The sequence below is a fragment of the Amycolatopsis pigmentata genome, assembly GCF_042684065.1.
In the GTDB taxonomy this organism is placed as follows: Bacteria; Actinomycetota; Actinomycetes; order Mycobacteriales; family Pseudonocardiaceae; genus Amycolatopsis_E; species Amycolatopsis_E pigmentata.
The window spans coordinates 34,466-49,251 of record NZ_JBHUKR010000024.1 but is presented as its reverse complement, the minus strand read 5'-3'; the positions used below and the strand labels follow the sequence as shown (position 1 = coordinate 49,251).

At 68.3% G+C, this 14,786-nt stretch carries 12 protein-coding genes; 9 read left to right on the top strand and 3 right to left on the bottom strand.

The genetic code is table 11. From position 1 onward, the window contains the following. Nucleotides 1-48 precede the first annotated feature (48 nt). From ACFSXZ_RS37015 to ACFSXZ_RS36975, 9 genes are all read left to right on the top strand, one after another. Nucleotides 49-918 (top strand): SCO6745 family protein, encoded by an 870-nt coding sequence (locus ACFSXZ_RS37015; RefSeq protein ID WP_378270793.1) that lies wholly within the window; start codon nucleotides 49-51, stop codon nucleotides 916-918. Between the two features lie 537 nt (nucleotides 919-1,455). Further along, nucleotides 1,456-1,722 carry a hypothetical protein gene (locus ACFSXZ_RS37010; RefSeq protein ID WP_378270791.1) on the top strand — a complete coding sequence of 89 codons (267 nt, stop codon included), beginning with the start codon at nucleotides 1,456-1,458 and terminating at the stop codon, nucleotides 1,720-1,722. Nucleotides 1,723-1,737: 15 nt separating this feature from the next. Next, nucleotides 1,738-2,226, top strand: a complete 489-nt coding sequence (locus tag ACFSXZ_RS37005) for a hypothetical protein (RefSeq protein WP_378270790.1) — start codon at nucleotides 1,738-1,740, stop codon at nucleotides 2,224-2,226. Nucleotides 2,227-2,231: 5 nt separating this feature from the next. Beyond that, nucleotides 2,232-5,090: an ATP-binding protein gene (locus tag ACFSXZ_RS37000; protein WP_378270788.1), complete on the top strand. Its 2,859-nt coding sequence runs from the start codon at nucleotides 2,232-2,234 to the stop codon at nucleotides 5,088-5,090. Nucleotides 5,091-5,157: 67 nt separating this feature from the next. After that, nucleotides 5,158-7,221: a magnesium transporter gene (locus tag ACFSXZ_RS36995; protein WP_378270786.1), complete on the top strand. Its 2,064-nt coding sequence runs from the start codon at nucleotides 5,158-5,160 to the stop codon at nucleotides 7,219-7,221. Between the two features lie 4 nt (nucleotides 7,222-7,225). Beyond that, nucleotides 7,226-7,819: a hypothetical protein gene (locus ACFSXZ_RS36990; protein WP_378270785.1), complete on the top strand. Its 594-nt coding sequence runs from the start codon at nucleotides 7,226-7,228 to the stop codon at nucleotides 7,817-7,819. An 8-nt stretch (nucleotides 7,820-7,827) separates the two neighbouring features. Next, the gene (locus tag ACFSXZ_RS36985; protein ID WP_378270784.1) at nucleotides 7,828-8,826 is read left to right on the top strand and encodes a C40 family peptidase; all 999 of its coding nucleotides are present in this window, start codon (nucleotides 7,828-7,830) and stop codon (nucleotides 8,824-8,826) included. A 111-nt stretch (nucleotides 8,827-8,937) separates the two neighbouring features. Continuing rightward, complete coding sequence (locus ACFSXZ_RS36980; RefSeq protein ID WP_378270783.1) at nucleotides 8,938-9,882, top strand: hypothetical protein; 945 nt, start codon at nucleotides 8,938-8,940, stop codon at nucleotides 9,880-9,882. A 186-nt stretch (nucleotides 9,883-10,068) separates the two neighbouring features. Continuing rightward, nucleotides 10,069-12,138, top strand: a complete 2,070-nt coding sequence (locus ACFSXZ_RS36975) for a tetratricopeptide repeat protein (RefSeq protein ID WP_378270782.1) — start codon at nucleotides 10,069-10,071, stop codon at nucleotides 12,136-12,138. Here the strand turns inward: ACFSXZ_RS36975 and ACFSXZ_RS36970 are convergent. From ACFSXZ_RS36970 to ACFSXZ_RS36960, 3 genes are read right to left on the bottom strand one after another with little or no spacing between them, the layout of a single operon-like run. Beyond that, complete coding sequence (locus ACFSXZ_RS36970; protein ID WP_378271049.1) at nucleotides 12,023-13,081, bottom strand: carbohydrate kinase family protein; 1,059 nt, start codon at nucleotides 13,079-13,081, stop codon at nucleotides 12,023-12,025. The two genes, ACFSXZ_RS36975 and ACFSXZ_RS36970, sit on opposite strands and share 116 nt — an antisense overlap. 5 nt (nucleotides 13,082-13,086) lie before the next feature. Next, on the bottom strand, nucleotides 13,087-13,389 hold the full coding sequence (locus tag ACFSXZ_RS36965; RefSeq protein WP_378270780.1) for a hypothetical protein: 303 nt from the start codon (nucleotides 13,387-13,389) through the stop codon (nucleotides 13,087-13,089). Continuing rightward, entirely contained in the window at nucleotides 13,382-14,608 is a 1,227-nt protein-coding gene (locus ACFSXZ_RS36960; protein ID WP_378270778.1) for a CDP-glycerol glycerophosphotransferase family protein, read from the bottom strand. The genes ACFSXZ_RS36965 and ACFSXZ_RS36960 overlap by 8 nt, the downstream gene beginning before the upstream one ends. Nucleotides 14,609-14,786 lie beyond the last annotated feature (178 nt).

Genomic DNA, 14,786 nt, shown 5'->3' with positions numbered 1-14,786 from the left:
GGCCCGGAGCCGCTTCCGTGGGGCTCTTCTGCGCGCTAGCTTCGACGAGTGGATCACGAAGAAGCCCGCACGCTCGCTTACCGGTGTCATCGGAGCCTCGACTCGCTGCACGCCATGGTCTATTTCGCGCCCGAGGCGGACGAACGCTTCTCCGCGGCAGGGCTCCAGCCCGGGCAGATGGGGTACTTCGCCAGTCGTTCGGCGCCGATGGGAGCCGTCGAACCGGGCGTCGTGGCCGCCACGTTCTACAACTTCAATCCGGAGCTGGTCGCGCGGCACATCCCCCGAGCCTGGACGCTGGCGAGCCCGGAGAAGATCCTGGCCGCGCGATTCGACGCGGCCGACGCGGCGCTGCGCCGCCTTCTGGGAGACGCCGTGTCGTCGCCGGAGGTGGCCGAAGCCGCCACGCTCGCTCGCGAAGCCACCGGCGGCTGCACACCCGAAGGGCGTCCGCTCTACGCGGGGCACGCCGAACTCGACTGGCCGTCGGAACCGCATCTCGCGCTCTGGCACGCGGTGTCGTTGTTGCGTGAGTTCCGCGGCGACGGGCACGTCGCCGCGCTGGTCGCCAACGGCCTCGGCGGACTGGCCGCGCTGATCACCCATGTGGCGACCGGCAAGGGGTTTCGCCCGAAAGCCGCCAAGACCATCCGCGGCTGGTCCGACGAGCAGTGGGACGCGGCGACCGCCGGACTCCGCGAGAAGGGCCTCCTCGATGCCGGGGGAGCGCTTACCGATCAGGGCAGCGAACTCCGGCGGAGGATCGAGGATCAGACCAACGCCGCGGCGACCGGCCCATGGCGGAAGCTGGGCCCGGAGAAGGCGGTCAGGCTGGCCGACCTGGGCCGGGCACTGAGCCGGCAGGTCGTCGAGGCGGGTGCGTTCCCGGCGGGCCTGTTCGCGCAACCACGGGCTTGACCTCGTTGTGGGAGGAAGGTGTGTTTACTACGGATCATCCGTAGTAAACACACCTTCCTCCCCAACAGGGCTCTCCCGTACGTGGGATCACGAAGGGTGACCGCGGATGGAGGGCTCGATGGGTGTGGGGGATGTCTCGTCCGATCGGCTGATCAACTTGGGCGCAACGTCCGATCACTACCCGGGTATCACGCATGCCGCCGAACGGGGCATGCCACACTATCCAGGCCGCGCGCGGGCGGTGGGCCGGCAAACTCAGAGTGAATGCTGCCCTCGTCAGAGCGTGGGCTCAGGCGCAAACTACGAAATACGGGTGGTCGGGGTTAATCCTGGGCGGGGTTGCAACGATGATGGAGGGCGACCGAACTGGCGTGAATGGCCGTAATGTGCCTGGCGTGCCTGGATCACCTGCGACAGAGAGCACTTTGACCGTTACAACTTGTGACGCCATGATGTTCTAGACCAGACCGGACAATCTCTGACCCTCCGTGGGCCCGCAGGGCCCCCCGACACACTCCTCGCACCCGGGAGTACGCGATGACCACCATGATGACCGCCGTTCAGCTCGCCGCCGGCGAGATCAAGACCAGAGGCGTCCAGCAGTGGATGCTCGACAACATCATCCCGCTGGTACTGCTGGCCGTCGCGTTGCTGCTGCTCTGGCTCGGCGGTGGCAAGGGCGACAACGCCGGAGTGATGCGCCGCCTGGCAGGCGTGGTGATCGCGCTCGCGATCATCGGTCTCGCCGTGAGCGGTCTCGGCGTCAACGTCGGCCAGTGGCTCGCCGGCTTGTTCACAGGCTGAGCGCGGGGGACGCGCGTGCGGATTCGAACCGATGACGAGGTCTACCGGGTCGACGCGGTCTGGCTCGGCCCGCCCAAGGCCACCTTCCCCTGGCGTGCCCGGTACGTCGCGTGGGGCGTGGGCATCGCCGTTTTCCTGGTGGTACTGACCGCCGAGCGGCAACTGGGTGTGGGGTTCGGATTCTTCTCGACGGCGTGGGCGTTCGTCGCCACCATCCTCGTGACACGCCTGATCACCGCGAAGATCAGCCATGAACGGCCCCTCGGCGCGGTCTTCACCATGTGGTTGCGCGAGCTCCACACGCCACGGGAACGCACCCGTGGCGATGGCGGGGCGGTCACCGCCACCAAGATCCGGGTGACCGCCGGCCGGCCGCTGCCCAGGCAGAAACGAAAGTCCGGGAGGTCCAGGCCGGTCAAAGGCCGGCCCGGACGCGGAGCACGGGGGTCGCACCTCCACGAAGCACAGCCGTCGCGCCGGTCCTCGGCGCCATTGGGGAGGTAACGCCGTTGTTCGGTCGTGGCGGACGCCGGAAGAACGATGCACGCGGGGCCGGAGCCTGGCAACCGCAGACCGCCGTACCGGCCAAAGCCCGGGGCGGCCGCCGGTTGCCCGGTGAGCAGGCGATCCCGAGCTACACCCCGTCGATCGCCCTGCGCAGCATCGACGGTCACCTGGTCCGAACCAACCACGAGGTCTACGCCTGGTACCGGCTCGCGCCGCAGCGCTGGTCGTTCCGCTCGGATTCCCAGCGCCGGGATCTGATCGCCGCGATCGCCGGGCAGTACGCGGAACTGCAGGGCCGCTGGTTGCACCTGCGGGTGACCACCCGCCCGTATCCGATCCGGATGTGGGCCGAGGCGCACGTGCACAACGCGATACGCCGGCCGCAGGACGTGGCGGGCGCGTTGTCCTTCGACGACTACCTGATCGGCGAGCAGCAGCAGCTGATGGGCCGCTCGATGGCCGAGAAGGAGGTCTACATCGGCGTCCAGGTGCAGACCCGCCGCATGGTGGACCGCGCGGTGGAAAGCGCCGCCCCGTTGCTGCGCAAGATCCTCCCCGAGGCGGTCGACGCCGAGCTGACCGCGCTGGACTCCGAGGTGGAGCATCTGGACCAGGTGATCGGGTCGTCGGGCCTGGAGGGACGTCCGGTGCACGCCGAGGAGATGTCCTGGCTGATGCACCGGTCCTGCTCGCTGGGGTTGCCGGCGCCGCGCAACCTCCCCGCCGTGCCGGGTGCGGCCTGGGAACCGGAGGATCTGGCCAGTTTCACCGACGCGGCGGACTTCCACGCCGAGCCCTACGCTCCCACCCTCACCGTGCGGGGCCGCACCGGCTCGAACGCCGGCATCGCCCGGCACGTCGCGGTGCTCACCGTCGGGCAGATGCACGGCCTGCAGATCCCCGAGGTCGACGACCCGTGGGTGCAGCACGCCGACCGGCTGCCCGCGCCGGTGGAATGGTCGGCGCGCATCTACGTGCGACGGCCCGAGGAGGTCGCCGGCGAACTCGCCCGCCAGATGAACAAAGTGCGCTCCCAGGTCAAGCACTACACCGACGAGCACGAACTGGAACCGCCACAATCGCTTTCCCGCCAGGCGTCTCGGGTGCTCGAGATCGACGACGAGATGACTTCGGGCTTCACCGCGCTCGCCACCCGAGTGCGTTCCTGGTGGCGGCTCGCGGTTTCCGGCGCGACGGAACGGGAGGCTCTGCGGCTGGCTCAGCAACTGCTGGACCTGTACAAGCCGAAGATCGCCGTCGAGCATCCGGAAGCGCAGTACGCGATGGCCCGGGAGTTCATCCCGGGCGAGCCGCTCGCGTCCTCGGCCTACATGCGCCGGGGTTCGGTGGTCTGGGCCGCGGCCGCCGTGCCGACCGCCACCGCGGAGGTCGGTGACCGTCGCGGCATCCTCCTGGGTGAAACGTGTACGGCCACCCGCAGGCCGGTGGCCTGGGATCCATGGATGGCGCAGGAGATCCGCGACGGTTCGGGCCTGACCGCGATGGTCGCCGGACTCGGTGGCGGCAAGTCGTTCCTGGGTGGTGGCATCGTCTACAAGACGCTGCGTGCCGGTGCGCATTGGACGCTGCTGGACCCGTCGGGACCGCTTTCCCGGCTGTGCGACCTGCCCGAGATCCGTCCCTACGCGCGGCCGATCAACCTGCTTAACGCCCAGCCCGGCATCCTCAACCCGTACCGCGTGGTAGCCGAGCCGCTGCTCGAGCACTTCATGGACGAGGACGATCCCGAACGCGCGTGGCGCCGCGAGCGTGCGCTGGCCGGGGCGACCCGGCGCCGGCTCGTGCTCGACGTGCTCACCGGCGTCCTGCCCTACGAAGTGGCGCGGATGCCGCAGAGCCGGATCGTGCTGCTGCGCGCGGTCCGTGCGGTGGGCGGCCGCTACGACGCCGACCCCGGTCAGGTCATCGACGCGCTGCGCCGTGACTCCAGCGAGCACCATGAGCACGCGGTCGTGGTGGCCGACTTCCTGGACGAGATGCGGGAGCGGATGTCGCTGCTCATCCCGGAAGACGACGCCGACCCGTATTCGGAGACCCGGGACGACCGCCTGACCGTGCTGACCATGGCGGGGCTCACCCTGCCCAAGGACGGCGTCGGCCGTGAACACTGGACCGACGCCGAGGCGCTCGGCGTGGAGATGCTCAACCTGGCGGCGTGGCTCACCCAGCGTTCGGTCTACGAGAAGCCCAAGGACCTGCGCAAGGGTGTGTGGATCGACGAAGCGTTCTTCCTGTCGGAGGTGCCGACCGGCCGGGTGCTGATGAACCGGTTCGCGCGTGACTCGCGGAAGTGGAACGTGCGGGTGTTGTTGTCGTCCCAGATCCCCGCGGACTTCCTCCGGATGCAGGGTTTCGTCGCGCTGCTGGACTCGGTCTTCGTCGGCCGCCTCGACGACGACGAGGCGCAGGCCGACGCGCTACGGCTGCTGAAGGTACCGGTCGGGGTCGGTTACGAGCAGGTCGTCTCCGCGCTCGGCCGCCGTCCGGGCGCGCACCGGGATGTCGAGCGCGACCGGGAACCACGCCAGTTCATCTTCGGCGACGGTGCCGGGGGCGTGGAACGGATCCGGGTCGACTTCTCCGGTCCCCATCTGGACCATTTGCGCGCGGTTTTGGACACCACCCCGGGCTCGAAGGACGCCCTTCCGGCCGATGCCCGCCAGGCGTCCGAATCGCAGGCCGAGGAAGTGCGCGTACCGGAGCCCGAACCGCCGGACGACGAAATCGAGGCCGACCTCGAACTGGCGGCCGAGCGTGAGGTCGGGCTCACCGAGGAACAGATTCTCTCGGAGGAGCCCGCCGGGGCGGGCAAACGCGGCGGCGGCCGGGACGCCGCATGAGCCCCCTTGTGTCAAGTCGCGGCTGTCAAAGTGACGGCAGCGCGCGCAACCTCGCGGAGGGCACAGCATGAGCACGGCGGCGACCTTGGCGGTCGTGTTCGCCTGCGCCGGGGGGTGGCACGCGCTCAAGAAACGTTTGCGGCCTTCGGAACGGCCGGTCCGCCGGAAAGGGTCCGGCAGGCTCGGCGCGCTGCTCGCGGCCGCGCTGCTGTTCGGGGTGCAGGTGATCTCGTTCGCGCCACCCGCTTCGGCCGCGGCCTGCGGCGAGGCACCGAACCCCGAACGCCCGGGCGCCGGCATGGTCGGCGCCCTCGACCCCGCGCAGGGACAAGGAGAAGCCGGCAGCGCGTACATCGACTACGGTTACGCGGGCATGGTCTGGGACACCTACCAGACCAACTGTGGTCCGTTGGCGGGTATCACCAGTCCGAATTCGACCATTGACACCTGGGCCGGCAACGAGCTGTTCAACATCGCCAAGAACATCGTGGGCGCAACGAACTCGCTGCACTACACGGTCATGCAGGGCGGTCTACTCACCCCGATCTACGACGCGGTGAAGTCCGGTGCGGAAAAAGTCTACAACAATATCTACGCCCAGTTGTTCGGGCTTGCCGCGCTGATCCTGGCCATCATGATGTTCCGCAACATCTGGCGGGGTGACCTGTCAGCGGTGGGCAAACGCGGTCTCTACGCGCTGGCCGGTATGTGGCTGGCGGCGTCTTCGCTGGCGATGTTGCGCTACTTCGACCCGATCGACAACGCCATCGTCCAGACCACGACCAACATCCAGGCCGGGTTCGTGGACTCGACCGATCGCGTGGTGCGGCATGTGCTGCCCACCGATCTGCACACCCATGTGGTCTACGACAACTGGTTGCGCGGGGAGTTCGGTGCGCCCGATGCCGCGCAGGCCAAGCAGTTCGGCCGCCCGCTGCTGGACGCGCAGGCGTTCACCTGGGCGCAACTGCGCAACGGTGACGACGCCAACCAGTCCGTTGTGGACGGTAAGAAGGCTGCGTACAAGAACATCTCGACCCAGCTGGGGCCGGTCACCGGGTATTTCACCGGCGAGGACGGCAGCCGCACCGGCGCCGGGTTCCTGGCTCTGCTGCAGAGTCTGGTGTACGCGCTGTTCCAGTTGCTTGCCAAGGCTTCGGTCCTGCTGGCACAGGTGTTGATCCGGTTGTTCGCGCTGACGGCGCCGCTGATCGGGCTGGTCGCGCTGGTGCACAACGACATCCTCCGCCGAGTCGCGAAGGTCCTCGGTGCGGTCGGGTTCAACCTGCTGGTGCTGTCCGTGCTGGCCGGTATCCATGCACTGTTGTTGCAGGCGATCTTCACCGCGGGCAGCTCACTGACCATGCTGACTCAGATGGTGCTGGCCGGGCTGGTCACCGTACTGCTGTTCCTGGTGGGGCGGCCGGTGCGGCGGCTGTGGCAGATGGTGGAGATGTCGGTGGGCATGGTCGGATCGTCGATCCCGGCTCCGAGCGGTGGGCTGTTCTCGCGGTTCCGCCGCAAGCCGGGACCCACACCACAGGACGAGTTCTGGCAGAACGTACGCGACTCCGACGAGAGCGACCTCGAATCGCGCGGACCCATCGGAGCCACGGCCGGCGGAGGACGTTTCCGCCCGGAGGCGACCATTTTCGCCAACGCGCAGCGGCTCGACGGCGCGGGTTCGATGGCCGCGCGACCGGCCGCGGCCTGGTCCGGCGCGCCCTGGCCGGGCGGTGGGCCCGGACTGCCGGGCGCCGGCGGGCGGCGCGCGTTGCCCGCCAGTGGTGGCGCGGCCGGGGTGTTTCCCGGTTATGCGCCCGTCGGCGCGGATCCGGACGCCTATGTGTATTCCGCGCCGCCCGGCACGACCCGCCGCGCCGACGCGGCGTGGGTCCCGCCGCAGCCGCAGAGCCGCCGGGTCGACACCTCCCCGGTGTTCGACCGGGGCTGGGACGAGCCCGACCCGGTGGTGGTGCCGTCGCGGCTTTCCACCGCATCGCCGAGGGTCGCGGCGGCACCGCAACCACGGCGAGCCGAGCGGGAACTCGTCGGCGGGAAACCGGTCTTCGTGGTTTACCGGCCTTCACGGGGAATCGAGCTCCGCGACACCGACGACGTCGTGAGGTGAGGGTGTGCCTATCCGGACCAACCGCGGAAGAGCCGCGGTTTATCGCAGGCTGTGGGGATTCCCGCTCCGCTCGCCGCGGCATCTCGTCGCCACCGTTGTCGCCGTCGCCGTGGTGGTCATCGGCATCGGCGTGGTGATTCCGCGGCTGCTCGGGCCGCAGGGCGGCAGCGGTCCGGCGGCGGCCGGAAGCAGTTCGTCCACGCAGCCCAGTGCCACCACCGATGTGACGTCCGCACCGCTGTCGACCCGGCTGACCGCGCCGCTGGTACAGCCCAGCTCGGCACCGCCGAGTCAGGAGGCGTTGAACGTCGCGGAGTCGTTCGTGCGGGCCTGGGCGAGTCATCCGGCCGGCATCACCAACGCGCAATGGCTCGACGGTCTTCGTCCCTACACCACCGTGGAGTACCTCAACGCCCAGATGGCCAGCGTGGACCCGGTGAACATCCCGGCCAGCAGGGTTACCGGTGACCCGGTCGTCGTCGCGTCCTACACCAGTTCGGTCCAGGTCCTGGTCCCCACCGACGGGCCCAAGCTCAGCGTCACGGTGTCGCGGACGAGCGATGGCTGGCGCGTGTCCGGATACGACCAGGCGAGCTGAGGAGACCCATGCGCGTCGGGCTGCTTCTCAGTGCGGCGGTGGCGGTGGTGGCCGCCACCGTTCTCGTCGGCGGCGTGCTGGTGAAGGTGGTCACCGACCAGGAAGCCGTGCAGGCGCAGGGAGTGATGAACCTCAGTTGTGACGCCGCGATCGGACCAACACGTCCGGGCGACGCGGTCACCGCCTCGACACAGGCGAACGGCCTGACCGGTGAACAACGCCAGACCGTGTCGCTGATCGTGTCGGTGGGCAAACAACGCAGTCTCTCCCCTCGGGCTTGGCAGGTCGCGATCCAGGCGGGGATGACCGAGTCCGGCTTGCGCAACCTGAACCACGGCGACGCGGACTCGCTGGGCATCTTCCAGATGCGGCCGTCGATGGGCTGGGGAAGCGTGGCACAGCTCCAGGACCCCGTCTACGAGATCAACAAGTTCTACGACGTGCTGCTCGCGGTGCCGGGCTGGGACCAGCAACGTCCGGGCACCTCGGCACAGGCGGTGGAACGGTCGGCCTTCCCGGATCGCTATCACCGGTGGGAGCAGATGGCCGCCTACCTGGTGGAGAACGTGGGTCAGGTGACCAACGTGACCGGTTGCGGTCAGAGCGTCGGACTTGCCCTGCCGGGGAATCCGGCGGCGGCCGGGGCGATCCAGTTCGCACTGGCACAGCTCGGAAAGCCCTACCTGTGGGGCGGAACCGGGCCGAACTCGTTCGACTGCTCGGGCCTGATGCTGCGGGCCTACCAGGCCGGCGGAATCACCCTCGACCGGGTGGCCGCGGACCAGTACAAGGACGGCGCGATGCTTCCGGTCCGTGCCGCACAGGCGGGTGACCTGCTGTTCTGGGCCTACGATCCGGCCAACCCGGTCACGATTCACCATGTCGCGATGTACCTTGGGAACGGAAAAATGGTGGAGGCTCAACAGGATGGTGTGCCGGTCCACGTCCGCCCGGTGTCCTTCGACGAGTCGGAACTGGTGCCGCAGGCCGTGCGACCCGGCGTCTGATCGGCGACCGTAGTGGAGCAAGGTGGCTTTACTACGGATAGTCCGTAGTAAAGCCACCTTGCTCCAAAACCCGGATGGCAGGAAGCGCGCGAAGTAGGGATTGATCGTCAAGTGGCTAAGAAATTCGGCAAGCGTCGCAAGCCCGAACCCCGGGATCTGTTCGGAGCACCTCCGCCCGCCCGCGCGTCCAAACCACCGGCGTCGACCACTCCGCTGGCCGACTACCTGTCCCACGGCTGGCCCGGGGTGGACGAGGGGTACGTGGTGCTGCCGCGCTCGCTGGCCGAATCGATGTCACTGCCGTGGCAGCAGCAGCTGGCGGGGCTGCTTTCCCAGTTCCACGAGACCCATCGTGGTCTGTCCTGGCCCATCTACCGGGTTGTGCCCTCCCGCTACGAGAACCTCGTCGACCTGGACGAGGAGCAACTGGCCGAGGCCGGTTACCTGGTGGAGATCGACACCGAGGGCGAAATGGTGTACCGGGAGCGCGGCGGCCGGAAGGTGGAGGACCCCGGCAACACCACGGTGCTGGTCTCCTGTCTGGACCCGTTGCCCCCTCGCGGCACCGATCGCCGGCAGCCTGCTGCTCCCACCACGGGGTCGTCCAGTCCAGCACCGATGAACATCCCGCCTGCCCCCGTCTGGCGGTCGACGCCGACCAATCCTTCGTCGGCGGTTCCGCCCTTGCCGGTGCCGTCCCGCAAGACCGCGCCCTCCCGGGAACCTGCCGCCCCACCACCCTCACCGTCGGCCGCCGTCCCGCCACCACCGGCCGCCGCCGAGCTGCCCGCCCCGCCCGCGGTCGCCGAGCCCGTCGCCCCGCCCGTCGCCGAGCCTCCCCGGACGCCTCCGGTTCCCCCGGCTCGTCAACCCATCGCCGAGAATCCCGAATCCCCGGCTCCGGCGGAACCCGCGCCGGCCGACGAGGACACGCCTCCTCGCGGCATCCCGTTGGCCGATCGTGGCTGGTTCGACGAACTACCCGCCGAGGACGGAGCCGGGTTCGGGCCGACCGGCAACCCTACGGAGATCCCGTACCGGTACCGCGCGCCCTGACACGGCGGAGCGGCGATAACACGCGGGCGCGATGGGATGCGTTGTGGCGCGTCCGGCGAGCAGCCCGAACTGGGCTTACGGCACCCTGAGTAGCGCGCAGGCAGGCGCTTTCGGCTGAACGGCGGTTATCCGACGCGTCGCGGAAGCCGTATTTTTGGCACGAGGCGCCGTAGTAGGGGTGTGACGGTGAGTGATCGCGAGAGTGACGTGGACAACGCGCTCTCCGGACATTTCACCGGACCTGTCGTGCAGGCTGGGGCAGTGCATGGCGACGTGCATTTCCACACAACCGAAGCGAGTTCCCCCGTACCCCGCCAGTTGATGGCGCCTCCTCCCGGATTCACCGACAGGTCCGCCGAGCTGTCTATTTTGGACACTTTGCTCGAACGGCCCGGTGTGGTGGTGATCAGGGGCCGGGGTGGAATGGGCAAAACGGCGTTGGCTTTGCGTTGGCTCGGTCTGACGGCGGCGCGCTTTCCGGACGGCCATCTCCATGCTGAACTGTCCCTGCCGAACGGCGGCCCTGTCGCGCCCGAGGACGTACTGGGCCGGTTTCTGCGGTCGTTCGGAATACCGCACGACCGGGTACCGACAGGGCTGCCGGAGCGTATCGCGCTCTACCGCTCCGTGACCGCGGAAAAGCTGGTCGCCTTGCTGTTGGACGATGCGGTGTCGGCCGCTCAGGTCCGGGTGCTCGTACCCGCATCAAGCGGTTCCGTCACCGTTGTGACGTCACACCGTCCGTTGTTGGGACTGCTCGCCTCCGGGGCACGAGCAGTCGCGGTAGGCCCGCTCGACTCCGCAGCCGCCCTGGATGCCCTGGGGCACCACATCGGGCACGACCGGGTGGCCGCCGAGCGGGAGTCTGCTGAGCGGCTCGCTGATTTCTGCGGCGGACTTCCTATCGCGCTGAGCGTGGTCGGCGCGAATGCCGCCGCCCGTCCCAAGCGACCGCTGGCCCGCCTGGTCGCCGAATTGGCCGACGAGCGAGCGCGGCTGGACGGCTTGTCCGTGGAAGGAGACATCTCGGTGCGCTCGACCCTCGACATGGCCTACCTCGACTTGCCACCCGAACTCCAGCGCGCCTACCGCCTGCTCGGTCTGCACCCTGGACGTATCATGGAAACCGCCGCTGTGGCGGCGATGCTCGCGACGAAGCCGGATTTGGCTCGGCGCTGGCTAGGGGCCCTCGTGGACGCGTCTTTGGTCGAAGAGCTTGACGACGATCGCTACTCACTGCACGACTTGGTCCGTGTACACGCTTTCGAGCAGGCGCTGGCCGAAGATGACGACAAGGCGCGTACAGATTCCGTCCGCCGTGTCGTGTGCTGGTACGTGTTCGCGACGCAGGCCGCGAATCGGCGTGTCATGCCGGCGCGGGCGACGCTCGCCTTTTCCCCCGACACGTCTTTCGTGCTGCCCGACGACCTGTCCGTCCAGGTGCACGCGCTGGAGTGGCTGGAGCGACACAGACCGACCCTCCTGACGGCTATGACGGACGCGCTCGACCGGGGCTGGTCCGAACTGGCCTACCATCTGGCCGACGCGCTACAACCGATCATCATCCTGCACGGGCACCCCGCTGACGGTCTGAAGACTGCCGAAACCGGATTACTGGCCGCTGAGGCTACCGGTGATCTGGTCGGCCAGATCAGGATGCGAAAGCGTCTCGCACGAGTTCAGGCTGCCGCCGGTGACCTCGAGCGTGCACAACAGAACACCGACGAATTGCTGCGGAGCGCGCGTGCGAGCAATGACCGGCGCGGTGAAGCCAGCGCGTGGAAAACGCGGGCCCTGATCGACGTGGGCCGGGGAAACCTCACCGACGCGGCCGACGCCCTCTCCCGAGCAGTGGATATTCTGCGGTCGCTCGGAAGGCGGCGGGGCGAGGGCCTGGCCTTGATCAACCTCGGCGAAACCCTCACCCGGCTCGGCCAGTCCGATCGCGCCATCGGACACCTTCGCCGCGCCCGCGAACTGCTGACCACGTTAGGGGTGCCCGACCCTTACAACGACGCCCGTGCCGCGCTGGCGCTGGGCCAGGCATACCTCGACGAAGGTGACACGAATTCCGCACGTTCGCTGTTCGACCATGCCCTGATCGTCTTCGCTGAGCACGGGTCGGACCACCAGCGTGGCCTCACTCACCAAGCTCTTGCCCGACTGGCCGCGCGAATCGGCGACGAGGAGCAGTCACGGCGGCACAGTGATCGCGCCAGAACACTGCTGGTCCGGCCCAATTGGTTCGAGTCGTAGGCCGGACGACGCGGTGGCGGACTCCTTGCCACCGCGTAGCGGATGGAAGCCCGTGGCGCAGTCGTAACTCTGCCAGGTGGTCGGCCCCGACGCCGGGTTCTTCGTCAGGCTCCCCACCCACTTTCCAGCCCGCGGCGAGCATCGCCATGCGTGCGGAGGTGAGGGGATCGCCGTCGGCGAAGTAATGGTGCACGAAGGTGGCGAGGGCAAGGTCACCGGCGCCCGCGACGAAACGCACGCCTCGTGGCGCGTGGCTCCGCACGTGCCAGATGGCCTTCCCGGCGCGGACTCCCAGCACGACACCGTCCGGCCCGCAGCCGACCAGAACGATTTCGGTACCGAAGTTCCGCCACACTGACCGGATCCATTGCTCAGGACCTTCCGGAAGCTCCTCGTGTGAGCACGCGAGGATGTGTGCCGCGGCCATCCAATCCCGGTAACGGGGTGGGCTCGCGCTGTCGACCGTGTGCAGGTCGGTGGCGAACGGAATGCCCAGCTCGATCGCGATCGGAATCAGCGACCGAGTGAAACCGATATTCGTCAGGATCGCCGCGGTGCAGTATTTGTCCATAATGGACCGTCCCAACGCGGGAGGGTACTTCAGAAAAGGTGTGGACCGCAGGTCCGATGCGCCGGAACGGCGCCCGTCGGCGTCGTAGAGCACCATCGCCCTGGGGTGTTCCTCGCAGACCAGCGTGGCCGGACCGTAAAGTCCGTGCCGCAGCAGGCTCTGTGCGGTGAACTGCCCGATCTGGTCCGCGCCGACATAGGTCGCGAACGTGACCTGGGTGCCCAACCGCTGAAGGGTTCGGGCAGCGGTCCAGCCGGTACCCGCCAGACGCATGCTGATCCGGCCCGGCCGCGTGTTCTTCGCGACGAACGGAACAGGGAAGCGGCCGACGTTTCGCGCGACCCGCAAGGTCACGACCCCGGCGACAAGCATTCGGTTCACCGCGCCACCAGCCCTTCATGGCGGGCTCGCGCCATCGCCTCCACCTCGTGCTCAGTGAGTCGCTCACCGAAGCAGGGCCGAACGAGGTCGGGTTCCTGGCCACGAGTGGCCAGTTCGCACCAATGGCCGTGATCGTGGCGGACCGCGACCACCAGGCACCCCGGATACCGCGCGAAGACACTCGCGATCCACCAGGCCGCCACGATCGGGTTCGGCGCTTCACCCACGACGATGTCGGCACACTGGAGGGCGGCGCGGTCGCTCTTGCCGTCCACTGCCACGATCTCGTAATCACGCATGACGCCGCCCGCCATGGCTCCCGGGAAGTTCCGCCGGTTCGACGGCACGGTGCCTGCCCTGTGGACGCAGGTCGAGCAGGCGATACATCTCCTCGCGGAGCCGCCGGTGCGCTTGGCCGGGATATGAGGTCAACCGGTCCACCACATCCCTACTCCAAGAGGACGGCAGTGCCAGCCCAGCCCTGCACAACTGGGGCCCGATCGGCTGACTCATCAGCAGTCTGGGAGCTCGTCGGCCGATGAACGCCTGCGGAGACGAAGCGTCGACCTCGTCGAGAGTGAGGTCGGTGTGCAACACCGGTTTCCCGATCGCGGCCGCGTAGACCGTGGCGGAACCGTGGTCACCGATGACGTAGTCTGCGGCCACGACGACGCCGCGCCAGTCTTCTTCCGGTTCGATCAGCACCAGGCCTGCGGCGCGTTCCTCACGCAGCCATGCCCGTATTTGCCGCGGCCCGTGCCCGAACCAGGTGGCCGGGTGAAGCATCGCCACCACTTGGTAGCGGCGCGAGTCGAGCTCCCGCAACGCTTTCGCGTAGAGATCACGACTGCACTCGAACAGCGAGTGCGGCCCCCAGGTCGCCGCCAAGAGCACGATCTCACGATCTGCCGGCGTGCCCAGCGCTTCGCGATACCTCGCCCGCTGCGGCACGCTCGCGCGCAGGATGTCGTAGCACGGATCACCCGCGACAACGGCTGCCTGAGCGGCTTCGGGACACTGCCGCAGCAGGATTTCGCGCTGTGTCTCGTGGGAAAGGACGAGCGCCGACGGTATGACCCGCCCGCCCTGGATCAGATGTTCGGGGGTGAGCGCGTGAACCGGCCGTTCGACCGGTATCCCACCAGCGGCCCGGCGTTCGCGCTTCGCCCGGCCGGCACCGTGTGCCATCATCAAAACCGGTGCGTGCAGTTGTGCGAGGCCGCCGGGCGCGGCCGCGAGCGCCAGGTCGAAACGTTCGTGGATCGCTTGCTGCCACGGTAGTTCGAACGCCCCGATCCCGCGCAGAAAGTCACTTACGCCACTCGGAAACGCGGTCTGGGCGCGGGTCCAGACCACCTGGATCCTCGGATCCTCCTCGACAATGCCGACGATCTCCAGCAGGCGCTGGATGGTGACAACGGTATGGACCACTACGAGCACCGTTCGCCGGGTTTTCCGGGTAACCCAGCGCTCCGCGTCCAGGCCGACCGGGACCGACGTCCACTCAGGCTGACTCACGATCAACTCCCCTCAATCGTGCCGACTGAGCCAGCATTGAGGAACCAGGTAGGCGAACGGGTTGCAATCGGCTTACCAAAGACATGGCCGTGGCGGTAACGATGCTGTATCGGAAAGCGGTTACGTCCATGTGTGGTGGCCGCCGGCGCGACACTGCCTTGAGAAGGACTACGGGGTA